We start from the raw sequence: 24,378 nt of genomic DNA, 5'->3' as shown, positions 1-24,378 counted from the left end.
CACTGGGTCCTGACTTCCGTCAGGACGACAGATGAACTTGAAAAGTTATACATATAGACAAGTCCCATAAACCAACAATCACCAGGAGAACCAAATGAGCAAACCCAAAAAAGTCATCATCACCTGCGCCGTCACCGGCGCCATCCACACGCCATCGATGTCTCCCTACCTGCCGGTGACACCCGATGAAATCCGCGACGCAGCATTGGGTGCGGCAGAAGCCGGCGCCGCCATCGTCCACCTGCACGCGCGCGATCCGCAAAACGGCAAACCGACCCAGGACCCCAACGAATTCCGCAAATTTCTCCCGCAGATCAAAGCCAAGTCCAACGTCGTCATCAACCTCACCACCGGCGGCGCTCCCACCATGGGCGTCGAAGAACGCCTGCAACCGGCGCTGCAACTCAAACCCGAAGTCGCCTCCCTCAACATGGGCTCGATGAACTTCGGCCTGTACGAAATGCTGCATCGTTTCAAGGACTTCAAATACGACTGGGAAAAACCTTACCTCGCCGAATCCGACGACCGCATCTTCCGCAACACCTTCAAGGACATCGCCTACATCCTCGAATCGTGCAGCGCCAATCAGACCCGCTTCGAGATCGAGTGCTACGACATCGGCCATCTCTACACCGCGGCCCACTTCATCGACCGCGGGCTGATCAAGCCGCCTTTCCTGATTCAGTCGGTGTTCGGCCTGCGCGGTGGCATCGGCAACGACGTCGAAGATGTCATGCACATGAAGCGCACTGCCGACCGCCTGTTCGGCGACGACTACTTCTGGTCGGTGCTGGGTGCCGGACGTGGACAAATCCCGATCGCGACCATGTCGGCAGCGATGGGCGGCCATACCCGCGTCGGCCTGGAAGATTCCCTGTGGGACGGCCCGGGCAAGCTGGCCGAAAGCAACGCCGCGCAAGTCAAACGCATCCGCACCGTGATCGAGGCGCTGTCGCTGGAAGTGGCGACACCCGACGACGCGCGCGAAATGCTCAAGCTCAAGGGCGGCAATAACGTCGCGTTTTAGTCGAGGCGTCTCATCATTTATTTATCGATGATTAAAACGTTTTAGATCATTTCGTCAGCGACCTCCTACACGCCTTGTAGGAGCCTCTTTCCTTTTTATCTCCCGCGGCGCTTCACGATTTTGTGAGCGCCGTTTTTTTTCATTTTCTTTCGCTGTCAGCTTTCGTTTTGGTTACAAGACGATGGTTTCAGATAGCCGCCATTTCGCTGCACGTTCGGCGCCGCCCTGCCTGACAAGTTGTCAGGATATGAAAACGAGTCCGTTCTCGAACCTCTTGCTTGCGGAACATCACCCACCTCGCTCCTGTCGAACCCCCAGTAAAAAAACATCACCTGTGTCGCCACGATCCTTTACCGGAAATCTCCGGCAATGCCGTGCAACACAGGCGGACCCCAGGCCACATGACGCCATGCCATGTGCTAACCCAGCCCAGGTGAACAATGAAAAAAGAAAATCCGCCACCCAGCACGCCCGACGAAAAAGTCGCATCACGTCGCAGCTTCCTTTTCAAGACCATCGCCATCGTACCGGCGGCGTCCGCACTGACCACGGCCAGCTTCTCTCCGGCGGTCGGACAGACGCCGGCAGGTGCCGCCTCCTCCGGCACCGTCAACGCCAACTTTCAGCCACGCTTCTTCAACGCCGATGAATGGACCTTCATCAAGGCCGCCGTCGACCGGCTGATCCCTGCCGACAGCGAAGGACCGGGCGCACTCGAACTGAATGTGCCGGCGTTCATCGACGGCCAGATGGAGTCGGGTTTCGGTCATGCCTCCAACTGGTACATGCAAGGGCCGTTCAAGGGCGACGCCTCGCCGCTGTTCGGCTATCAGGCCAGCATGCCGCCGCGTGAGCTGTACCGCTCGGGCATTGCTGCGCTCACCGCTTACTGCCGAAAAAATTTCGGTGGCAAGAGTTTCGATCAGCTCGCTGCGAACGATCAGGAACAGCTGTTCAAGGACATGGACGGCGGCAAGGTGCAGTTCGATACGGTGTCGGCGCAGTGGTTTTTCACCTTCCTGCTGCAGAACACCAAGGAAGGCTATCTCTCCGACCCTATCCACGGCGGCAACAAGGACATGGCAGCGTGGAAGATGATCGGCTTCCCCGGCGCGCGCGCCGACTTCCTCGATTTTGTGGGCCCGTCGGACAAGGTGTATCCCTATGGTCCGGTCGGCATCGGCGGCAAGCAAAGCTGAGGCTTCCGACACCGGCACGCGCTTCAATACACCGGAAGAACAAAACAACATTGCAATCCGAGGAACAAGAAAATGGCTGATATCACCAAACCGAAAGTCAATGTCGTGCTGGTCGGCATGGGCTGGACCGGCTCCATCATGGGCATGGAACTGACCGAAGCAGGACTGACCGTTGTCGGTCTGGAGCGTGGCGAGAACCGCGACACCAATCCCGATTTCGCTTATCCGAAAATCGCCGACGAGCTGACTTATGCGGTGCGCTACAAGCTCATGCAAAACCTGTCGAAGGAAACCGTCACGGTGCGCCATTCGATCAACGACGATGCGCTGCCGTACCGGCAACTGGGCTCCTTCCTGCTGGGCGACGGCGTCGGCGGCGCGGGCGTGCACTGGAACGGCATGACCTGGCGCGCCTATGATGCCGAACTGCAGATTCGCACCCATTACGAACAGCGCTACGGCAAACGTTTCATTCCGGTCGACATGACGATTCAGGACTGGCCGATGACCTATGCGGAGCTGGAACCGTTCTATGATCGCTTCGAATATATCGCCGGCGTTTCCGGCAAGGCCGGCAATCTCAACGGCCAGATCATCGAAGGTGGGAATCCCTTTGAAGCGCCGCGCAAGCGCGACTATCCGGTGCCGGCGCTGAAGGACAACGCGCCCGCCAACCTGTTCGCCAAGGCCGCGCGTGAAGTCGGCTACCATCCGTTTCCGATTCCGGCGGCAAATGCATCGCAGGCTTATCAGAACCCTTACGGCATGCAGCTCGGCCCATGCAACTTCTGCGGCTACTGCGAGCGCTTCGGCTGCTACATGTATTCCAAGGCGTCGCCGCAAACCTGCATCTTGCCGGCGCTGCTGAAGAAGCCCAACTTCGAGTTGCGCGACAAATCCTACGTCACCAAGGTCAACCTCGACAGCGACGGCAAGCACGCCAGCGGCGTTACCTACATCGATGGACAAGGCCGCTCGGTCGAGCAACCCGCCGACATCGTGATCCTGTGCGCCTACCAGATGCACAACGTGCGCCTGCTGCTGTTGTCCGGCATCGGCAAACCGTATGACCCCAGAACCGGCGAAGGCGTGGTCGGCAAAAACTATGCGTACCAGAAGAACAGCTCGGTATCGGTCTTCTTCGACAAGGACGTGGCGATCAATCCGTTCATCGGCGCGGGCTCCGGCGGCCAGGTGTTCGACGATTTCAACGGCGACAATTTCGACCACGGTCCGCACAACTTCGTCGGCGGCGCCTATGTCAGCGCGATGGTCACCGGCGGTCGTCCGATCGGACAATCGATGGTCCCGGACGGCACGCCCAAGTGGGGCAGCCAGTGGAAGAAAGCGCTGAAGGACAACTATCTGCATTCCTTCAACATCGGCACCGAGGGCTCGGTCATGGCCAACCGCGAAAACTATCTCGACCTCGATCCCACCTATAAGGACGTCTACGGCGTGCCGCTCTTGCGCATGACCTACGACTGGAAAGACAACGAAGTACGCATGTCACAGTTCGTCACCGAAAAAGCCGCATTGGTCGCCAAAGCCATGAACCCGAAAGCCTTCACGCCGCACCCGCCCAAGTTCGGCGATCACTATGACGTGCGACCGTACCAGACCACGCACACCACCGGCGGCGCCATCTGCGGCGACAAGCCGAGCAATAGCGTGATCAACAAATACCTGCAATGCTGGGACGTGCACAACGTCTTCGTCATGGGCGCCAGCGCCTTCCCGCAGAACTGGGCCTACAACCCGACCGGCATGGTCGGCGCACTGGCTTACTGGTCGGCTGCCGCGATCCGCGAGCGCTATCTGAAAAATCCCGGCCCGCTGGTGCAAGCATGAGCGCCCGTTTATTCATATTCAGGCAGGTATTGCTCGCAACCTCGGTTGCAGCAACGCTGAGCACGACTGGCCTGGTCTCTGCGCAGACAGTCAATCCCACGCCGTCGATGCCCCAGCCCGAGCAAATCCAGCGCGGCGAATACCTCGCCCGCGCCGGCGACTGCATGGCCTGCCACACGGTCAAAGGCAAGGCGCCTTTCACCGGCGGCCTGGCGATGAACACGCCGTTCGGCACCATCTATTCCACCAACATCACCCCGGACAAGCAGACCGGCATCGGCAACTACACCTACGACGATTTTTCTTCCGCGCTGCGCAAGGGCAAGCGCAAGGACGGCAGCCGCCTGTATCCGGCGATGCCATACACCTCGTTCGCCAAACTCAGCGATGAAGACGTCTCCGCGCTGTATGCGTATTTCACGCAAGGCGTGAAGCCGGTGCAGCAGGACAATCCGAAGACCGCGTTGCCTTTCCCGTTCAACATGCGCATCCTGATGGCGGGATGGAACATGCTGTTCTTCAGTGATAAACCCTTCAAGGCCGACTCCACGCAAAGCGTCAACTGGAACCGCGGCGCCTATCTGGTGCAAGGCCTCGGCCACTGCGGCGCCTGCCATACGCCGCACGGCAAGCTCGGCCAGGAGCAGTCGCTGGACGGCGGCAGCGACAGCTTCCTCGCCGGCTACACGCTGGACAACTGGCATGCGCCGAGCCTGCGCAACGACAAGGATGGACTGGGCCGCTGGAATCAGCAGCAGATCGCCACCTACCTGCGCACCGGCCGTTCCGACGACGGCGCAGCCTTCGGTGCGATGAGCCAGGTCATTAACGACAGCACGCAATATCTCAACACCGCCGACTTGCAGGCGATTGCTGAATATCTGAGCAGTTTGCCCGGCAAGAAATCAGGCAGCCCTGCTGCCGGCAATACGCAAGCAGCCGCAGCGTCGAACGCCGCCGGAGCAGATCAGCCGGCCACTCTGGAACTGCGATCCGGCAAGCTGCAGACCGCAGGCGCCACGGTGTACCTCAACAACTGCAATGCCTGCCATCGCTCGGACGGCACAGGCGCGATGAAGGCGTTTCCTGCGCTGGGCAAGAACGCAGTCGTCAACGTCGATGATCCGACTTCGCTGATTCACATCGTGCTGGCGGGTAGCGCGATGCCTTCGACCAAGTCTGATCCCTCAGCGATGGGAATGCCGGGATTCGGGTGGAGACTGAGCGATCAGGAAGTGGCGGAGGTAGTGAGTTTTGTTCGTGGAAATTGGGGAAATCACGGTGGCGTTGTGACTGCTGAGCAGGTAGCTGCGGTAAGAAAAGCTACGCAGAAGTGAGCTTTAGCCGTTGTGTTTTGTTCCGGCTTCCGTTTATTCGTAACTTTGCTCTTCCTTTTTCGGACGCGCTGCCGGGGTAGCCCGGCGGCTCGCCTTCGGCTTCGCGCGCTCATACGTTCCGCGAGTGCTTTTTAGGCTGTCGTCCCAGCGAAGGCTGGGACCCAGTGACTTCCGTGCGTCACTCAACCGTCTTCCCGACGCTGGGTTCCAACTTTCGTTGGAACGACGAAACCAAGGAGGCCGCATACGATTGAACCACCTCCGTCCCTTGCCGACGCCTAGCGAGCCAAAGAAAGTGAGTAGCCGCCGGGCTATCCCGGCACGGTTGTCCGACGAAAGAACGGCCTGAATTATCCAATACCGCCAGTCGGGACAAAACCCAGAACAAACCCGTCCGATTCCTGGTCCCCTCGCCCAAATAAGTTACAATCCCCCTCATTCCATCAGCACCAATCCCCATGCGCCAATACCTCGATTTCATGCGCCATGTCTACGAACATGGCACCGAAAAAACCGACCGCACCGGTACCGGCACCCGCTCCGTCTTCGGCCATCAGATGCGCTTCAACCTGCAGGAAGGCTTTCCCCTCCTGACCACCAAGAAGCTGCATATCAAGTCCATCGTCCATGAACTGATCTGGTTCCTGGCCGGCTCGACAAACATTGCCTATCTGAAAGAAAACGGCGTCAAGATCTGGGACGAATGGGCCGATCCGGAAGGCAATCTGGGACCGATCTACGGCTACCAATGGCGCTCCTGGCCGGCGCCCAACGGCGAGCATATCGACCAGATCGCGCAAGTCGTCAGCCAGATCAAGAACAACCCGGATTCACGCCGCCTGATCGTGTCGGCATGGAACGTGGCCGACATCCCACAGATGAAGTTGCCGCCTTGTCATGCTTTCTTCCAGTTCTACGTGGCCGACGGCAAGCTGTCTTGCCAGCTGTATCAGCGCAGCGCCGATATCTTTCTGGGCGTGCCGTTCAACATCGCGTCCTACGCGCTGCTGACGCACATGGTGGCGCAACAGACGGGCCTGGAGGTCGGCGACTTTATCTGGACCGGCGGCGATTGCCACCTGTATTCCAACCACATGGAGCAGGTGCAGGAGCAACTCGGCCGCACGCCAGGGCCATTGCCGCAATTGAAAATCCATCGCAAGCCGGAAAGCATTTTCGACTACCGCTTCGAAGACTTCGAAATCACCAATTACGAAGCCCAGGCCCACATCAAGGCGCCCGTCGCTGTCTGAGCCTTTCGTCCGGCCCTCTCTCAAACGCCTGCAACTCTGCAGGCGTTTTTGTTTGTGCGCCTGTATGCATGTGCATGAATCTTGCTTGCCTCCAGTGCGCCAATTCCGGCGATCAACACTACCAATGGCGAGACGTATGGGAGCAATCGAAAAGTACAGCGAACTGGGCATCGACCTTCGTCTGGTGGAGAGTTTCGTGCTGGTGGCGCGCTGCGGCACCTTGTCGCAGGCGGAGGAATCCAGCGGCATTTCCAAGGCCACGCTGAGCCGCCAGATGGCGCGGCTGGAAGACTTGCTCGGACAACAACTGTTCATCCGTACGTCGCGCAAGGCGACGCTGACGGAGGCTGGACGTTTGCTCTATGAGCGCGGTTCGCGCCTGATGCGCAACATGCAGACCGATCTTGAAACGGTGCTGATCGATGTACAGAATCTGAGCCAGGGCGTCAGCGGCGAACTGCATCTGATGACCACCAATTATTTCAGCACCACATTTGTCGCGCCCGCCGTGGAGCGTTATATGTCGCTGTATCCCAATGTGCGCTGCCATCTGCGGATTGTGGAAGACAAACCGAACCCGGTGTTCCCCGATGAGGCCGACTGCTTCATCTGCACGACACCGCCCGATCACCCCAATCTGGTCGCCAAGCGCATCGGCTCTTTCCACTGCCGCCTGTATGCCAGCCCGGCTTACCTCAAACAGCACGGCACGCCGCAACATCCGGGCGATCTGTCCGCCCATCGCACCAGCGTGCGCAGCGACGAGCTGGTCGACGGTAAGTGGCGCTTTTATCGCGGACGCGAATGCGCCGAGGTTGCTCCGCCCTGCACGGTGGTCAGTAACGATTATTGGGTGGACAAGACATTTTGCATCGATGGCTATGGTATTTCTTACCTGCCCGATTTCTTCACGCGTGTCGAAGTCGATGCCGGCGTATTGATGCCGGTGCTGCCCGAATGGGCCTCAGAAACCTTGCCGGTGTATTGCGTCTATCAGAAGCAGCGCCACGCCTCGGAAAAACTCAAGGCCTTCGTCAACCTGATGGCAGACAATTTTTCCAGCAACGAAACCTTCATGATGTATGTCGTGCTGGGACGCAAGAATCAGCTCAGCGGCCCCGCGCCCCAAGCACCTGCGGCTGTTGCTGTGGCGGCATCGCTGTAGACGTCAGGCGTACGCCGGGATTCCCGGCATCACCATGAATCCAGGGAGTGCACGCACACGGCGCAGCCAGCGATTGATGTTGTGATAGCCGGAACGGTCGATGCCGCCGTCATGGCACAAGGCGGGATAGGCGAAACAGGCGATGTCGGCAATCGTCGGATGCGCTGCGGCGATCCATCGCTGACCGCGCATTTCACATTCCGCCAGATGCTGGTCGAGAATCGCCAGCGCCTTGTGCGCGTTGCTGCGCGCGGCATCGGCGTCGATGTGTTCATACCCCATCAGCATGTCATGCAGACGCGCCGCCGATATCTGCATCAGCTCTCCGCCGGCAAATGCCAGCCACATTGCGATGCGCCCTTGCGTCGCAGGATCGGCGGGATACCAGGTCGCGCTCGTATCGTAGCGCGCGGCGATGTAGAGCAGGATGGCCTGAGCATCCCGCAGAACAAGGCCGTCATCGTCGGTCAATACCGGAATCTGCCCGAGCGGATTGATGCTCAGAAAATCAGCCTGGCGATGCGCCTTGCCCGGATAGAAATCGACGGGGATTTTTTCATACGGCAGGTTCAGCATCGACAGCAGCAAGCGCACCTTGTAGCAGCTGCCGGAAATTTCATAGTCGTAGAGTTTCATTGTCATTGCGGCGCCTCTTCTTTCACTCGCTGCGGCAACACGCCGAATTGCATGCCCACGGCACGCAGCCACCGGCGGTAACCGACGCTGGCCGCATCGGCGCGCGCCGGGATTTCGTTTTTCTCGTAGAGGGGAATACGTCGCGGCGTCTGCTGTTCGAGAATCAGCCGATCCTGGAGAAACACGGTCTGCTGAAAATGCAGCGCCTCAATATCGGTGGTATCCGCTTCCAGCAGCAAGGTATAGCCGAATACGCGGCAATGTTCTTCATCGAGCGGCTGGACCAGCATGCCGATGTTGTCGAATGCGCCTTCTTCTTCCGCCGTCTTGTAGAGCACGACGACGAACGGGCCGGAGGTGCGATAGATGTAGGCCGTGTCGCGCCCGGTGTCGGCCGCCGTTGATGCCTTGGGCTGATAGAACATGCATTCGGTAGCCCAGACTTCGGCATCAGCCGCACGCACTTCAACTTTGTAGTCGCGAATTTCCGTCACCGGTTCGGCGCCGAGAATACCGGTGTGCACGAACGGAAAATGCCCCATGTCGAGGAAATTTTCGACCAGGCGCTGCGGCGATGTACGGACATAAACCCCGCCCCAGGTGATCATGCGCCGCCGCGGATCGGCGAACTCTTCCACTTCGATCATCGGCCTGGCCTCATCGGCGAGGCAAACCCACACGTGGCCGTAGCGCGTGCGAACCTGCACCTCACGCTGCGGCGTCAGGTCGCCGTCGACTTCGCACACCTCGAACGTCTCGCCGCTGCGCAGGCAGACGATCTCTTGTCCGAGCACGCGCGTTCGATAGGGAACATCTTGCTGCACATCGGTGATTGCACCGATGACGATCCACTCGCGCAAGGCGACCGGATCGCGGGTCTTGCCGGCGCTTTCTTTGACAACGCTGCTCATGATGCTGCTCCTTCCAGATTCAGCTGCATCGCCTGCAACCGCGAAGACAGCGTCAGCAGCCAGACAGGAGAAACTACGGTATCGGCCGGCGTCAGTGCCGCCAGGTGAATGCCGGTCTTGCCTTCTCCCGCATCTTGCAAAGCATACAGACATCCGTTGCGGGCGACGCCGTCATCGGGCAGCCAATACCCGACGTTTTCGTCAATGCCCGCATGCTGCAGGCCGTCGGCCAGTCCGAACAGGACGGTCGCCATGCGGCTGCGCGCATGCTCCAGCGCCACGGACAGATAGACCGACCGCACCGGCGTGCTGCGCATCGCCGCCATGCGCTCGGGCATGGCGGGGGCCTGCCCTCTCCAGATGACGCCATGCGCTTCCTGTACCGCGTGCGTCTGCAGGAAGATGACATTGGACGGCGTGTGCAAGGGATGCGCCGGAATGTATTTGCATTGCCCCTGATTGTCGTATGACCAGCCGTGATACAGGCAATTGAGGCGATCATCGCGGACGAAGCCGAAATGCAGGCGCATGCCGCGATGCGGGCAGCGGTTCTGATTGGCGTGCAGCACGCCGGCGGAGTCGCGCCAGAGCGCCATCTCCAACTCCGGCGCACGCGCCAGGATGACCTGATTGCACTCCACCGCGTTGCTCAGGGCGAGTGCTTGTGAAACTGTCATGCAGTGCTCCCTCAAAGACGAATGCTCAATGTGAACCGGCAATACCGGCAATCAACTGGTGAAGGCACCAAGTATGCCTTCAACGTACCAATCCATTTTGCGGATATCGGCATCGGCCAGCACGGCTCCCGGGGCAAGACGCTGCTTGCCGCCGGTATCTTTCACCGGACCGGTGAAAGGACGCAGTTGGCCGGCCGCCATGCGTGCCTCGTGGGTACGCAGACGTTCCATGCCAGCGGCGGGGATGGCGGGATTGTAGGGCGCCATTTTGACGATGCGCGCCTGCACGCCGTCCCAGCGATCGGTGGCGATCCAATTGTTGTCCAGCACGCGCCGCGCGGCCTCGACATAGACGCCCGACCAGTCGAGGGTGAACGAGGTCAGTTGCCCCTTCGGTGCGAACTTGCGGAAGTCGCTGGCGTAACCGACGCTCCACGCGCCTTTTTCTTCCGCCACCTTGACGCCGGTGATGTCGCCCGAGGTCGACAGCAGCACGTCGGCATGCGACGCCAGCAAGGAGGCTGCGGCCTCGCGCTCTTTAGCCGGATCGATCCAGGTATTGAGCCAGACCACCTTGCAGACGATTGCAGGATCGACCGAGCGTGCGCCCAGCAAGAAAGCATTGGCGGTGGCAATCAGGTCGGGAATCGGAAAGCCGCCGATGAAACCGAGGATCTTCGTCTTGCTGACCGACGCGGCGGCGATACCGGCGAGATAGGAGCCTTCGTAATAGCGCGCTTCAAAGGTGGAAAGATTGCTCAGCGTGTGCAGCCCTGAACAATGCTCGAAGCGCACATCGGGAAACTCGCGCGCCACCTTCATGATCGGTGTCATGTGCGAAAAGCTGGTGCCGAAAATCAGCTGATGTCCCTGACCGGCAAGATCGCGGAAGACGCGTTCGGCATCCAGCGGATTAAAGATATTGGTGATCGCCATGGTCTGCGCCCGGCCCGGAAAAGCGGCGTCGATGGCCTGCCGCGCCAGGTCATGCTGCTTGGCCCAGCCATAGTCGCCGATTGCGGAAACATGGACGACGCCGACCTTGAGCGGCGTGGCGACGGGGGCCGCCAACGCTTGCAAGGAATGGCTCATCAACGAGACTGGCACCGCGCTTGCTGCGGCATGCTTGAGGAAAGTGCGGCGATTGAATCCCATGGTTGCTCCTTGTTGTCGGTGCTTGCATTATTGCGTCGCCCGGCAGCGCGGATCAACATGGCGCATGCGCATCTGCTTTTCAATTTTGAAACGATGGTACCGGCGCCTTCCGCCGGCGACAGGCTTTAAGTCAAATCAGTGCTTAGCTAAGTTGTAATTGTTATTTCCATTCCCGCACTGCAGCATCTATAGTGCATCGACAGACCAAACCGAAAGGATCCGTCATGCGCAACCTCCCGAAATATATTGCTTTTCTGACATCTTTTGTGGTGATCGCGACGCTGGCCTTACCCGGCTTGTCGCAATGGGATGCTTTTGCATTTGCCGCAGCCGCGGCGATGATGGGATTGGGAGTGCTGTATCCGTGGGCCTTGTCCCGCCAGCACGGAGAGGCTGACCTCGGCCACGCAGCCCGGCGCGACATGCAGGAAGTGGACGTCGGCCCGGCCACCACCGCGATTCTGTTCTGATATTGCCGCGACTGTTGTCGTTGCCGCTCTCGCCCTGAAGCTATCGGACCGTTGCGGTCACGATGCGTTTCTTGCCTTCTCCGGCGTGCCGCCGGAATCCGTTCCCGGGTTGCCGTATTGCACGCCGTCTTTCCACCCTCCACCCAAAGCCTTGTAGAGCGACACCGTCGCTTGCAGACGTTGCAGCTTGATCTGGCCGAGTTGATTTTGCGCCTCGGAAAGCGTCCGTTGCGTGTCCAGCACCACCATCAGGTCTTCCGCGCCGACACGATAGCGGATTTCAGATAACTCAAATGCGAAGCGCGCCTGATCCACTTCCTGACTCTTGAGGCGGTAACGCTCTTCCAGACTGCGAATCGCTCCCAAGGATTTTTCCACTTCCGACAAACCGCTGACGACCGCCGAGCGGTAGACCTGCACCAGTTCCTGTTTCTGTGCGATCGCGAGATCGCGCTGGCTGCTCAGTCGGCCTGCATCGAAAATAGGCGCGGTCAGCGAGGCACCGAGGTTGGCCAGCAGATTGGGGCCGTCGAACAGCGACAGCAAGGCATTGCTTTGCGCTCCGGTGGAACCGGTCAGGCGGATGCTGGGGAACAGCGCGGCGCGCGCGACCGCAACGTTGGCATTGGCTTCGGCAAGGCGTGCTTCAGCGCGGCGAATGTCGGGGCGGCGCGTCAGCAGTTCCGAGGGCAAACCCGGTGCGATCTTCGGCATCTGGATCGTGGCCAATCCTTTTTCGTTCACGACAAAGCTTTGCGGCGGACGGCCGAGCAAGGTTGCCAGCGCCGTCTGCGCGTCGCGCTCTTGCTGCATCAGATCGGGAAGCGCCGCTTGCTGGTTCGCCAGTGCCGAACGCTGCCGCGCCAGATCGAGCGGAGAGGCGGCGCCGGCACGGCTTTGCGATTCGACCAGTTTCAGCACGCGCTGGGCATTGGCAACGTTTTGCTGGGCGATCTGCAGCCGATCGCGTAACGACAGCACTTGCAGGAAGGTCGACACGATGCCGCTGGTGACGGTCAGCGCAACGGTTTCGCGGTCGTAGATGTTGGCGCGCAAAGAGGCTTCGGCGGCAGCGAGACCGGCTTTGTTCTTGCCCCAGAAGTCGACTTCGTAGTTAATCTCCAGCATGCCGCTGGCACTGGTGGTCGCAGTGCCGCCGCTGAGCGGCAAGCTGCGGTTGGCGCTGGAGGCGATGTCCGCGTCGGGCAGCAGCGGTGCGCCGGCGATGCGGGCGTTGGCTTCGGCCTGGCGAACGCGCGACATGGCGGCGGCGATTTCGAAATTGTTCTTTTGTCCTTCGGTGACCAGACTGCTCAGTTCAGCGCTGCCGAACTGCTTCCACCAATCGGCGTCGAGGACGATCTGGCCAGCATTGTCGGCGCCGGCAGCCGCGGTAACGGAAGGATCGCTCCACTGCTTCGGCACATCCACTTTTTGTACAGGCTCAACGTCGACCTGGGTAGCAGCGCAACCGGCCAGCATCAGTGCCAACAACTGCGCCAACACGGCGGCGCTGATGGGCCTCATCGAATAGTCACCGGAGAAAAACGCCATGAAGAACCTGTAGCAGAAAAATGAGAGCTGAAAAAAACTAACCGGCCTTGTCGCCGGTACGTACTGCGGAAGACGGCGATACCGGCAACAAAACCTGCTCCCCTTCCGCCAGTCCGGAAACAACCTGCGCCTTGTCGGCGTTGCGAATGCCGATCCTGACGTCGCGCGTTTCCAGCTTGCCGTCGGCGTGCAGGATCTTCAGTTTTTGCATGCCCTTGTTGTCCGGCTTGACCACCAGCGATGCGGGAATCGTCACCGCGTGTTCCACTCTGGACAGCACGAAGAAGACGTCCGCCGTCATGCCCGCCATGAGTTCGCGGCTGGGGTTGGCGACGTCAAACAATACGGTGTAATACGCTTTCTTGCCTTGCTTGCCGGTATCGTCGGCCGGCAACAGCATGATCTGCCGCAGCTTGCCGGCCCAGCGCTTGCCTGGATAACCGGGCGTGCTGAAATACGCCGTCATGCCTTTGTGCAGCTGGGTGACATCTTCTTCCGCCACACGCGCCTGCACGCTCATCTTGCTCAGATCGGAGATGCGCATGAGCACATCCTGATTGGCCGACAGGGTCTGGCCGATGCGTGCGGACAAGGCCACCACCGTGCCGCTGATGGGCGCGACGATCTTGGTCTGCTTCTGTACCGCCTCGTCTTCCTTCATCGTCGCATCGAGTTGCTGGATCTGCGCATTGATGGCGTCAACCTTGGCGGCGGCGGAATACATGCCCATGCGGCTGGACTCGAAGGCTTCTTCGCGGGTGGCGTTCTCGGCCTTCAATTGCGTCTGGCGCTGAAACTGCAGCTGGGCGAAATCGAGCTGGGCGTTTTGCCCAGCCAGTTCTGCCTTGAGGCGCGCCATCTGGGCACGGTTGTTTTCGGCGCGGCCCGCCTGCACCACCGGCGAGATGGCGACCAGCAGTTTGCCTTCCTTGACTGCCTCACCGATACCGACGTAGACATCCGAAATCTGACCGGTGACCTTGGTGCCGACGTCGACATAACTCTGCATGGCGACGTTGCCGGTGGCGTTGACGACTTGCTCGATGTCGGCGCGTTCCGCGATGACGGTTTCCAGTCTGACCGGCACCGGTTGCGGATGGCGCTGGCGATAACCGTACCAGCCGACCACGCCGGCAGCCACGACCAGCAGCAAGGCCAGCGCGCTCCAGCCACGGCGGATCAGTCTGCGCCGACGCTCATCAGGCACGGCCACCGGATCGGCCAGATGGCGGTTTTCTGCGGTCATGTCGGACATGTCTTCCACGTCGTCTCTCCTCATTTCGCTGCCATCCAGGATGAGTGCCGCGCCGGTTGACTCCAGACCGCCAGATGCAGCTCCGACAACAGGCGCGGATCATCCAGCAGCGTGTGCTTCTGCTTTTCGGTCAATGCATCCGGTCCGCGGCGCAATGCCTGCAGCACCAGCGAATCGCCGGCGCTGCGGCTGGCGGCCGGCATGCGCGGATGACCGTGCGCGCTGGCGCAGACCAGAGCATTGACGGACGGATCGACGACGGCGTCGATAAAGCCCGGCAGCGGCGCGGTCGCATTCAGATGCGAAACCGTGTCGCGCAGCTCGCGCGGCGCATCGACTTCTTCGGGAATCGAAAACAGTTTGGAACGGCGGAACAAGCGGCCGAAGGATACGCGGCTCGACATTACCGACAGCGGCACCGACAAGGCCAGCGAACCGGCGATCGGCATCAGCCACCAGATGAAGGACGGATTGAGCCAGTACACCAGCGCGCCCCACGCCACGCCCAGCAGCGAATGCATGCCATGGCGGCGAAAGGCTTCGCCCCAGCCGGTTTCGTTATCGGCGCGCGGCGGCGACTTCCAGCTCAGGGCCCAGCCAAGGAAAGCACCGAGCACGAAGCGGGTATGGAACAGCATGCGCACCGGCGCCAGCATCATCGAGAACAGCAGTTCCAGGAGCATGCTCAGCGTCACGCGCACGGCACCGCCGTATCCTCTGGCTCCCTTGGCGATAATCAGCAACACGCTGAGAATCTTCGGCAGGAACAGGATGGTCGCCGTCGCCGACACCAGCGCCAAAGCCTTCTCCGGATGCCACTCGGGCCAGATCGGGAACAATTGGCGCGGCTCGACGAAATATTGCGGATCGATCAATGTGTGCGTCGCCAGCAAGATAGTCGACAGCGCCAGGAACAAGGCCCACAACGGCGCCGACAAGTAAGCCATCACGCCGGTGACGAACACGGCACGGTGCACGACGTGCATGCCGCGCGCCAGGAACAGGCGGAAGTTCATCAGGTTGCCCTGACACCAGCGGCGGTCGCGGCTGAGTTCGTCGAGCAGGTTGGGCGGCATCTCTTCATAGCTGCCGTCGAGGTCGTAGGCGATCCACACCGACCAGCCGGCGCGGCGCATCAGAGAAGCTTCGACAAAGTCATGCGAGAGAATCGGACCGGACAGATTGCCCTCGCCGGGCAGCGGCGCCAGCGCGCAATGCTTGATGAACGGTTCGAGACGGATGATGGCGTTGTGGCCCCAATAGTGCGACTCGCCCAGTTGCCAGTAATGCAGACCGGCGGTGAACAGAGGGCCGTAGACCCGCGTCGAGAATTGCTGGATGCGCGCGTACAGCGTGTCGCGTCCCGCCGCCCTCGGTGCGGTCTGAATGATGCCCGCGCTGGGATGTGCTTCCATCAGGCGCACCAGCGTCGACAGGCACTGGCCGCTCATCACGCTGTCGGCGTCGAGCACCAGCATGTAGCGATAATCCGCGCCCCAGCGGCGGCAGAAATCGTCGATGTTGCCGCTCTTGCGTTTGACGCGGCGGCGGCGATGGCGATAGAAGATGCGCCCGAAACCGCCGACGTCTTTGCACAGATTGGCCCAGGCTTGCGTTTCCGCAGCGCAGATGTCGGACTCGCCGCTGTCGCTGAGGACGAAAAAGTCGAAGCGGTCGAGATCGCCATGGCGTTCCACGGACTCATAAGTCGCGCGCAAACCGGCAAACACGCGCGCCACGTCTTCATTGCAGATCGGCATGACGATGGCCGTGCGTGCTCCCGGCGCGATCCATTTGGGGCCGGCCTGTTCGTGCGAAATCAGATACGGATCGTCGCCGCGCATAAGCACCAGGAAACCCGTCATGGCCGTCCAGAATCCTGCCGAGACCCAGCAGAACAGCAAGGCGAACAAGGCCAGCACCACCATTTCCAGCGGCTTCTCGCCATGGTAGGGCAAGACGTCGCTCATGAAGTAGGTCGCCAGCGCGCTTTGCATCAGCATCAGCACCAACAGCACGATGCGGCGCACGTTGCCGCTGTGCGTCCAGTAGCCGCGCGGGTCGGGTGAATCGGGCAGGTCCAGCGTGTCTTCGATGAAAACCGGCTCTTTCGGCGGCAGGCCCTTGCGGCGGGCGGCGCGCTGCTCGAATTTGCGCGTCGCTTCTTCCACCCAGCGCGACAGCGGATTGAGCGTACCCCAAGGGCGCGGCACCATGGATTTGCGATTGAGCGGCGGTGCGACCTTGAGATCGTCGCCGGGACCGGGGACGGCAGCACTGGCGGCAGGCACCTGCGTAACGATGGCCTTGGCGGCCGCTTGCGGATACAACAGTTCCAGTCGTGCGGCAACCGAGTCCTGGGCCGGATTGCCGGATGCATTTCCCGGTGTATTCCCGGAGGCACTGCCGGACGAGCCTCGTTCGCCCGCCAGCAATCCATGCAGGTCGCGCATGGCGTCGCCGGAATCCAACTCGCCCGCGCGGGCGGCCAGCGCCTGGCGCTGCTCAGGCGTCAGCGGCAGGCGGTCGAGATAGCGCTCCAGTTGTTGCGATGTTTCAGAGGCTTGCCTCAGTTGGGGGGTAATATGTAGCTCCACGTTTCAGACAGAGTTGCGCCGGGGCCGTTCTGTGCAGCGTTCCTGAGGAATCCACGCAGTTCGACCGGCTTGTTATCTTCATTGCGGCGCAGTTTCAACTCCATGCGCCAGCCGCCGGTGACGTCATTGCGGCGGGTCGTCACGCTGACCACCTTGCCGTTGCCGTCACTCTCCACTGTCCCCTCCACTCTGGCATTGGCCGGCAGTTTCTTGAGTGCCGTGCCGTCGAAGTCTATCGACATGCCTATCGTATCGTCGCTCTTGGCGCGGTAACCGTGGCCAAGGCGCGTTTGCGCCACCCAGGCCAGCGGCGGTTTCTTTTCTGTTTCTTTCTGCCAATACATCTTGTATTCGACATTGAACGGCTGTCCCTGCTTGGGCATGCTGTTCGGCATCCAGTAGGCAACGATATTGTCGTTGGTTTCGTCCGGAGTCGGAATCTGCACCAGCTCCACCCGGCCGGCGCCCCACTTGCCCTTCGGCTCGATCCAGGTGCTCGGACGGGCTTCGTAGTGATAATCCAGATCTTCATAACTGGAGAACTGGCGATCGCGCTGCATCAGGCCGAAACCGAGCGGATTGTCGAGGCTGAACGCCGTGACCAGCAAGCGCTTCGGATTGACCAGCGGGCGCCAGATCCATTCGCCGGTGCCGGACTGGATCGACAAGCCATCGGAGTCATGTACTTCCGGACGAAAATCTTCGGCAGGGCCATTCTGGTTCTCGCCAAAGAAGAACATGCTGGTCAGCGGCGCGATGCCGAGCTTGGTGACGTTGGCGCGCAGGTACAACTGCGCCTTGACGTCGATCGTCGTATCCACGCCGGGGCGCAGCACGAAACGATAGGCGCCGGTTGCGCGCGGCGAGTCCAGCAGCGCATAGATCGTCAGTTCCTTGTCGCCCGGATTGGGACGGTTCAGCCAGAATTCAGTGAAACGCGGAAACTCCTCGCCCGAATAAAGCGCCGTATCAATCGCCAGGCCGCGCGCCGAAATACCATACCCCTGGCCCTTGCCCATGGCGCGGAAATAGCTCGCACCGAGGAAGGTCAGGACGTCGTCTTTCTCTTTAGCCGAATTGACCGGATAACGGATGCGGAATCCGGCGAAGCCGATGTTGCGCACACGGCGCGGATCAATACGCGTGTGGCTGTAATCGAACAGGCCCGAATTGAACACGATCTCGCGCACGCCGCCTCCGACGATTTCATTGATGCGCACCGGCTCCACATAGGCGCCGCCCTGATGGACAAAGGACAGTTCGAACGGCAGCTTCTCGGGACGCCAGTAGGCGCGGTCCTGCTTGAAATGCAGCTGATTGGCCTGTTCGTAACTGAGATCCTTGATTTCCTTGGGCAACTTGTCGGCCGGCTTCTTGTACGACTTGGCCGCCAGCGCCTTGGCGCGCACGGCGACGTCGTTGAAGTCGAACGCCGCCGCATTGCTTGCATAAATAGCCAGCAGCGCAGTAAGCGCAACCGGCAAGATAGTGTGAATAGCTTGCCCAATAAGACGGGACGATTTGGCGGAAGCTTTCAAGGCGCTCCGCCGATACAAAGTAAAAAACATTGGATTTCCGTCTGACATGCAGTTTTTCTTATCCGATAACGCCCTTCCGGCGTGTCGAAAGATGGCGTAGTTTACCCAATGTTGCACAAGTTGGCCCAAAAGTCGGCCCGGATAAACCCCAATATCCTCGAAACGCCATGGCGGCGCAGCATCCGGCACCTTTCAACAAGACTTCCCGCCAGGTGCAGCGCAGTTGAAGCGCAGTTGCAAAAAATTGCCGACGAGAACCATCGCTTGCACGAAGCTGGCCAGACTCTCCGCTTACCGGGGATACTTCTATAAGGGCAATTCCTTCCCAGAAAGTTCCATTCCGGCCGGAGCGTCCTGTAACATAGCGCCCTCAGCACCGGTGCGGCGCAACACGGCGCCCGCCGATTTCCGGCAATCCTACACAAGTATCGGCATGTCACCTACATCTTCCGCCTCCGGCGCGCTGTGCGTCATCGTCGCCACCGACAGCAAGCTCGGTATCGGTATCAACAACACGCTGCCCTGGCATCTGCCGGAAGATCTGGCGCATTTCAAGCGCACCACCTCCGGCCATCCGATCATCATGGGCCGCAAGACCTTCGACTCCATCGGACGCCCCTTGCCGAATCGCCGTAATATCGTCATCACGCGCAATCGCGAGTGGTCGCACGCCGGCGTCGAAACAGTGTCATCTTTGCAAGATGCAGCGGCGCTGGTGGCAGGCACGGACTCCTTCATCATCGGCGGCGCTCAGATCTACGCCGAATCCCTGCCGCTGGCCACACGTCTGATCGTCACCGAAATCGGCAAAAGCTTCGACTGCGACGCTTTCTTTCCGGTCATCGATCCCCAACTGTGGCAAGAGGTCGCACGTGAAAAGCACCGCTCGGAAAGCCAGGAATTTGACTACGCATTTGTGACATACGAAAGACGCTGAAAGGGTCCGGGGATTTTTTGTTGTTTTTCCCTGATTTTCAACAAAATCGGCACGATTTTTCGCCCCATCATTTCTCGATATCTGCGAAAATTCGGCTTCTTTTTTAGAACCTGCCCCACTTGCCCCGTCGCCGCGATCCGGCACGGCGATGTGATCAACAGGTTCATGAAGGTTCTGCTAGCCCGGAAGTCGCATGAAATCCATCACGCTTTCCCTTTTGCAGCGACATTGTTTGACCGGTTTGCCAGGCTCATACCAATAGCAACCGTCCGAGCGCGTAAGCTTTTCGCCCAGGCGCAGTCGCAGTTTTAACTGAACTGAACGCATCTCTCCATCCATACGATGCGTTCTCCTGGAGAACCTATGAAATTCCGTTTCCCCATCGTCATCATCGACGAAGATTTCCGCTCTGAAAACACTTCCGGCCTGGGCATTCGCGCCCTGGCCGACGCCATCAAGGAAGAAGGCATGGAAGTGCTGGGCGTGACCAGTTACGGCGACCTGTCGCAGTTTGCCCAGCAGCAATCGCGCGCGTCCGCCTTCATCCTGTCGATCGATGATGAAGAGTTCGGCGCCGGCTCGTCCGAAGAAACCGACTTCGCGCTGAAATCGCTGCGCGCCTTCGTCGGCGAAATCCGCCACAAGAACGCCGACATCCCGATTTATCTGTACGGTGAAACCCGCACCTCGCGCGATATCCCCAACGACATCCTGCGCGAACTGCATGGCTTCATTCACATGTTTGAAGACACCCCTGAGTTCGTGGCGCGCCACATCATCCGCGAAGCCAAGTCCTATCTCGACGGCCTGGCGCCACCGTTTTTCCGCGCGCTGGTGCACTACGCGCAGGACGGCTCCTACTCCTGGCACTGCCCCGGCCACTCGGGCGGCGTCGCTTTTCTGAAGTCGCCGATCGGCCAGATGTTCCACCAATTTTTCGGCGAGAACATGCTGCGCGCCGACGTCTGCAACGCCGTGGAAGAACTCGGCCAGCTGCTCGACCACACCGGCCCGGTCGCCGATTCGGAACGCAATGCGGCACGCATCTTCAACGCCGACCACTGCTATTTCGTCACCAACGGCACCTCGACTTCCAACAAGATGGTCTGGCACTCGACCGTGGCGCCGGGCGACATTGTCGTAGTCGACCGCAACTGCCACAAGTCCATCCTGCACTCCATCATCATGACCGGTGCGATCCCCGTGTTCCTGATGCCGACGCGTAACCACCTCGGCATCATCGGCCCGATTCCGCTGGAAGAGTTCACCATGGAAAGCATCCGTCGCAAGATCGAAGCCAACCCGTTCGCGCGCGAAGCCGTGAACAAGAAGCCGCGCATCCTGACCATCACGCAATCGACCTACGACGGCGTGGTGTACAACGTTGAAACCCTGAAGGAAATGCTCGACGGCGAAATCGACACCCTGCACTTCGACGAAGCATGGCTGCCGCACGCAACCTTCCATGACTTCTACAAAGATATGCACGCCATCGGCAAGGACCGTCCGCGCGCCAAGAAGTCGATGATCTTCTCGACACAGTCGACCCACAAGCTGCTGGCCGGCTTGTCCCAGGCCTCGCAGATTCTGGTGCGCGAATCGGAAACCGTACAACTCGATCAGGACGCTTTCAATGAAGCCTTCCTGATGCACACCTCGACTTCACCGCAATATTCGATCATCGCCTCGTGCGACGTCGCCGCTGCGATGATGGAAGCGCCGGGCGGCACCGCGCTGGTGGAAGAAAGCATTCTGGAAGCGCTGGATTTCCGCCGCGCCATGAAAAAGATCGACCAGGAATTCGGCAAGGACTGGTGGTTCCAGGTGTGGGGCCCGAACAGCTTCTCCGCCGACGGCATCGGCGAGCGCGAAGACTGGGTCATCAAGGCGGAAGACGACTGGCACGGTTTCGGCAATCTGGCTCCGGGCTTCAACATGCTGGATCCGATCAAGGCGACCATCGTTACACCGGGTCTGTCGCTGGACGGCAAATTCGGCGAGAACGGCATCCCCGCCTCGATCGTCACCAAGTACCTGGCGGAACACGGCGTTATCGTCGAGAAGTGCGGTCTGTATTCCTTCTTCATCATGTTCACCATCGGCATCACCAAGGGCCGCTGGAACACACTGGTGACGGCGCTGCAGCAGTTCAAGGACGACTACGACAAGAACCAGCCGATCTGGCGCATCCTGCCTGAGTTCGCCGCCGCGAACCAGGGCCGCAACGCGCGCTACGAGCGTCTGGGCCTGCGCGACCTGTGCCAGCAGATCCACGAAACCTACCGCGCCTACGACGTCGCGCGCCTGACGACAGAGATGTACCTGTCCGACATGCAGCCGGCGATGAAGCCGTCCGATGCGTTCTCGAAGATGGCGCACCGTGAAATCGACCGCGTGCCGCTGGACGAACTCGAAGGCCGCGTCACCTCGATCCTGTTGACGCCTTACCCACCGGGCATCCCGCTGCTGATCCCGGGCGAAATCTTCAACAAGACCATCGTCGACTATCTGAAGTTTGCACGTGATTTCAATGAGAAATTCCCGGGCTTCGAAACCGACGTGCACGGTCTGGTCAAGCGCGAAGTGGATGGCCGCCGCGATTACTTTGTGGATTGCGTGCGTCAATAAACAACCGCTGTATGCAGGACCTGAAAGCCGATACCGGGAAACCGGTGTCGGTTTTTTTATGCTCAAGTTTGCAGCAAATTTTTGTCGCAGGACATCCGGCCCACATTCGCTCGGGTACGAGAGAACGACAACAATTGACCGGTCTATAGGCGTCATGCAGAATGGGACAGCACGTCCGTTCACTCCTCATCGTTGCCAGAACTCACCCATGCACACAATAAAAAAACTGGTTTTCTGTCTTTGCGTCTTTTCCTCCACCCTTGTCTCCGCTGAAGAAATTCCTCTGAAAGCGTTTGCGTCTTTGCCGTTGATCAGCGACGCCCAGATTTCACCAGACGGCTTGTCCACTGCCTACTTTCAAAACATTGAAGGAAACAGCTTTCTGGTTGTTCAGGCTATCGGCAACAAACCGAAGGTAATTTTTACCACCGACAATCAGAAGTTTTATTTTTCCGGCTTTCAATGGGTTAACAGCAACCGCCTGCTCGTCAGTGTGCGCTTTCCGAATCAGCGCTACGGCAATCAAGTCGTCGAGACCCGTATGCTCGCAGTCAATCGCGACGGCAGCGACGTTCAGGGAAACCTGTTGCAATCTCAATTTGATGCGTTTTATTCGAACAAGAACGTCCCGCAATTTCAGGATCGTATCCTGGGTAAAGTCGAGGGTGAACCGAATAACGTCGTGCTTGCGCTTGATCTCGACAATGCCACCAAACCCGATGTCTATCGTCTGGATGTGGCAACAGCCAATCTCAAGAAAGTGGTACGCAACCCAGGCTACATTTATCAGTGGATGACCGACCGCAGCGGCGAAACCAGGCTCGGGATGGGCTGGCGCGACAAGACAGTCAAAGTAATCGTCAAAGCACCGGGCAGTGATAAATGGGAGACCCTCAGCAGCTACCTTATCGACGACTATAGTGAGGTACGGCAAAAGCGTATGACGCCATTGGGTTTCGATGCGGATCCGCATTTTCTGTACGTCAATGCGGACTATCAAGGCAAAGAAGCCGTGTTCCGCGTGGACATCAGCAAGCCCGACTTTCCGCGCACGCTCGTCCATGCCGATGCCCAATTCGACGTCAGTGGAGAATTGATTTACGCACCGTGGCTAAAGAAAATTGTCGGGCTGAGATATTCAGCTGAATATGGACGACGTATTTATTGGGAAGACACTACGCGCCAGTTTCAACAACAATTGGACAAGGCCTTGCCGGGACGTGGCAATTTTGTTGTCAGCAGCAGCGACGACGGCACCCGCCACATCATCGAGTCGCTCTCCTTCTTCGATGCGCCGCGCGTGTACTGGGTGGATCGGAAGAGCTTACAAATGGTCCTGCTCGCCACGACCTATCCGGATCTGCCCTCTGCCCAACTGACAATGCCGCAGTCGGTGAATTTCAAAAGTCGCGATGGCGTAGATTTGCACGGCTATCTGACCATGCCGAAAAGCGCTACCGCTAAAGCACAGCCCAAGGTGCCGCTGATATTGTTTCCTCATGGCGGCCCTGTGAGCCGCGACACCGCTACATTTGACTATTGGACGCAGTTCTTTACCAGTCGCGGCTGGGCAGTGCTGCAAGTCAATTTTCGAGGTTCAAGCGGATATGGCAGTCAGTTCGAAACTGCCGGCTTCAAACGATGGGGAATGGAAATGCAGGACGACCTGACCGATGGTGTCGAATGGCTTGCGAAAGCCGGAAAAATCGACCCTGCCAAAGTCTGTATCGTAGGCGCCAGCTATGGTGGCTATGCAGCCATGATGGGTGTGGTCAAAACACCTGAGAGGTACCGTTGTGCCGTCAGCATCGCCGGCGTTGCCGACCTGCGCGACTTGCTGGCGCAAAACCAGCACTACGTCGGCTATGAAATTGGGGTCGAACGCCAGATCGGCGAATGGTGGAATGATCGCGAGCGCCTGCGCCAGACTTCACCGGTGAATCATGTCAAGGAAATCATCACGCCGCTGCTGCTGATCCACGGTAAACAAGACCGCACCGTCGACGTCGAACAATCACGCGACATGGCATCCGCCCTGAAAAGCGCCGGCAACAAGGATTACCGCTACGTCGAACTGCCGCTCGGCGATCACCATCTGAGCCGCGAAGAAGACCGCATCACGACCTTCACGGAAATGGAAAAATTTCTGAAGAAGTATCTTGATTGAGATACCGGAGTAAACTCCGGC

Annotated in this window: 18 protein-coding genes; 10 read left to right on the top strand and 8 right to left on the bottom strand. The window is 59.5% G+C overall.

Annotation, left to right across the window (positions count from 1 at the left end):
- Nucleotides 1-94 precede the first annotated feature (94 nt).
- The 6 genes from kce to AC1RN6_RS21490 all read left to right on the top strand — a co-directional run bounded on the left by kce (nt 95) and on the right by AC1RN6_RS21490 (nt 7,832).
- Nucleotides 95-1,027 (top strand): 3,5-dioxohexanoate:acetyl-CoA acetone transferase, encoded by a 933-nt coding sequence (kce, locus tag AC1RN6_RS21515; RefSeq protein WP_094564892.1) that lies wholly within the window; start codon nt 95-97, stop codon nt 1,025-1,027.
- 440 nt (nt 1,028-1,467) lie between these two features.
- Complete coding sequence (locus AC1RN6_RS21510) at nt 1,468-2,226, top strand: gluconate 2-dehydrogenase subunit 3 family protein (protein WP_493007499.1); 759 nt, start codon at nt 1,468-1,470, stop codon at nt 2,224-2,226.
- A 72-nt stretch (nt 2,227-2,298) separates the two neighbouring features.
- Nucleotides 2,299-4,077, top strand: coding sequence for a GMC family oxidoreductase (locus AC1RN6_RS21505; protein ID WP_493007498.1), 1,779 nt, complete (start codon nt 2,299-2,301; stop codon nt 4,075-4,077).
- Nucleotides 4,074-5,414, top strand: coding sequence for a c-type cytochrome (locus tag AC1RN6_RS21500; RefSeq protein ID WP_493007496.1), 1,341 nt, complete (start codon nt 4,074-4,076; stop codon nt 5,412-5,414). Before AC1RN6_RS21505 ends, AC1RN6_RS21500 begins: the two co-directional genes overlap by 4 nt.
- 458 nt (nt 5,415-5,872) lie before the next feature.
- Nucleotides 5,873-6,667: a thymidylate synthase gene (locus tag AC1RN6_RS21495; protein WP_493007495.1), complete on the top strand. Its 795-nt coding sequence runs from the start codon at nt 5,873-5,875 to the stop codon at nt 6,665-6,667.
- Nucleotides 6,668-6,803: 136 nt separating this feature from the next.
- Nucleotides 6,804-7,832 (top strand): LysR family transcriptional regulator, encoded by a 1,029-nt coding sequence (locus tag AC1RN6_RS21490; RefSeq protein WP_493007494.1) that lies wholly within the window; start codon nt 6,804-6,806, stop codon nt 7,830-7,832.
- Between the two features lie 3 nt (nt 7,833-7,835).
- On the opposite strand, the gene AC1RN6_RS21485 is transcribed toward AC1RN6_RS21490, so the two are convergent.
- Genes AC1RN6_RS21485 through AC1RN6_RS21470 form a run of 4 tightly spaced genes read right to left on the bottom strand, consistent with a single transcriptional unit; the run spans nt 7,836 to nt 11,211 of the window.
- Nucleotides 7,836-8,474 carry a glutathione S-transferase family protein gene (locus tag AC1RN6_RS21485; RefSeq protein WP_493007493.1) on the bottom strand — a complete coding sequence of 213 codons (639 nt, stop codon included), beginning with the start codon at nt 8,472-8,474 and terminating at the stop codon, nt 7,836-7,838.
- Complete coding sequence (locus AC1RN6_RS21480; RefSeq protein WP_493007491.1) at nt 8,471-9,379, bottom strand: aromatic ring-hydroxylating dioxygenase subunit alpha; 909 nt, start codon at nt 9,377-9,379, stop codon at nt 8,471-8,473. Before AC1RN6_RS21480 ends, AC1RN6_RS21485 begins: the two co-directional genes overlap by 4 nt.
- Nucleotides 9,376-10,056, bottom strand: coding sequence for a Rieske 2Fe-2S domain-containing protein (locus tag AC1RN6_RS21475; protein WP_493007490.1), 681 nt, complete (start codon nt 10,054-10,056; stop codon nt 9,376-9,378). Before AC1RN6_RS21475 ends, AC1RN6_RS21480 begins: the two co-directional genes overlap by 4 nt.
- 51 nt (nt 10,057-10,107) lie before the next feature.
- Nucleotides 10,108-11,211 (bottom strand): BMP family ABC transporter substrate-binding protein, encoded by a 1,104-nt coding sequence (locus tag AC1RN6_RS21470; protein WP_493007489.1) that lies wholly within the window; start codon nt 11,209-11,211, stop codon nt 10,108-10,110.
- A 224-nt stretch (nt 11,212-11,435) separates the two neighbouring features.
- Between AC1RN6_RS21470 and AC1RN6_RS21465 the strand changes: the two genes are divergently transcribed.
- Nucleotides 11,436-11,681: a hypothetical protein gene (locus AC1RN6_RS21465; protein ID WP_493007488.1), complete on the top strand. Its 246-nt coding sequence runs from the start codon at nt 11,436-11,438 to the stop codon at nt 11,679-11,681.
- Between the two features lie 57 nt (nt 11,682-11,738).
- Here the strand turns inward: AC1RN6_RS21465 and AC1RN6_RS21460 are convergent, their stop codons facing one another.
- The 4 genes from AC1RN6_RS21460 to AC1RN6_RS21445 are packed head-to-tail and all read right to left on the bottom strand — an operon-like array spanning nt 11,739 to nt 18,655.
- Nucleotides 11,739-13,235, bottom strand: coding sequence for an efflux transporter outer membrane subunit (locus AC1RN6_RS21460; protein ID WP_493007487.1), 1,497 nt, complete (start codon nt 13,233-13,235; stop codon nt 11,739-11,741).
- Nucleotides 13,236-13,272: 37 nt separating this feature from the next.
- Nucleotides 13,273-14,514, bottom strand: coding sequence for an efflux RND transporter periplasmic adaptor subunit (locus AC1RN6_RS21455; RefSeq protein ID WP_493007485.1), 1,242 nt, complete (start codon nt 14,512-14,514; stop codon nt 13,273-13,275).
- Nucleotides 14,511-17,087, bottom strand: a complete 2,577-nt coding sequence (mdoH, locus tag AC1RN6_RS21450) for a glucans biosynthesis glucosyltransferase MdoH (RefSeq protein WP_493007484.1) — start codon at nt 17,085-17,087, stop codon at nt 14,511-14,513. The genes AC1RN6_RS21455 and mdoH overlap by 4 nt, the downstream gene beginning before the upstream one ends.
- Entirely contained in the window at nt 17,060-18,655 is a 1,596-nt protein-coding gene (locus tag AC1RN6_RS21445) for a glucan biosynthesis protein G (protein WP_493007483.1), read from the bottom strand. The genes mdoH and AC1RN6_RS21445 overlap by 28 nt, the downstream gene beginning before the upstream one ends.
- A gap of 403 nt (nt 18,656-19,058) precedes the next feature.
- Here AC1RN6_RS21445 and AC1RN6_RS21440 point away from each other — a divergent pair, with 403 nt between their 5' ends.
- From AC1RN6_RS21440 to AC1RN6_RS21430, 3 genes are all read left to right on the top strand, one after another.
- Entirely contained in the window at nt 19,059-19,562 is a 504-nt protein-coding gene (locus AC1RN6_RS21440; protein WP_493007481.1) for a dihydrofolate reductase, read from the top strand.
- A gap of 363 nt (nt 19,563-19,925) precedes the next feature.
- Nucleotides 19,926-22,190: an Orn/Lys/Arg family decarboxylase gene (locus AC1RN6_RS21435; protein ID WP_493007479.1), complete on the top strand. Its 2,265-nt coding sequence runs from the start codon at nt 19,926-19,928 to the stop codon at nt 22,188-22,190.
- A 208-nt stretch (nt 22,191-22,398) separates the two neighbouring features.
- Nucleotides 22,399-24,357 carry an alpha/beta hydrolase family protein gene (locus tag AC1RN6_RS21430; protein ID WP_493007477.1) on the top strand — a complete coding sequence of 653 codons (1,959 nt, stop codon included), beginning with the start codon at nt 22,399-22,401 and terminating at the stop codon, nt 24,355-24,357.
- Nucleotides 24,358-24,378 lie beyond the last annotated feature (21 nt).

Source organism: Herbaspirillum sp. GW822-FHT03A08, from assembly GCF_058801885.1.
The sequence above is the reverse complement of the archived record's forward strand: the minus strand, read 5'-3'. Positions and strand labels throughout refer to the sequence as shown.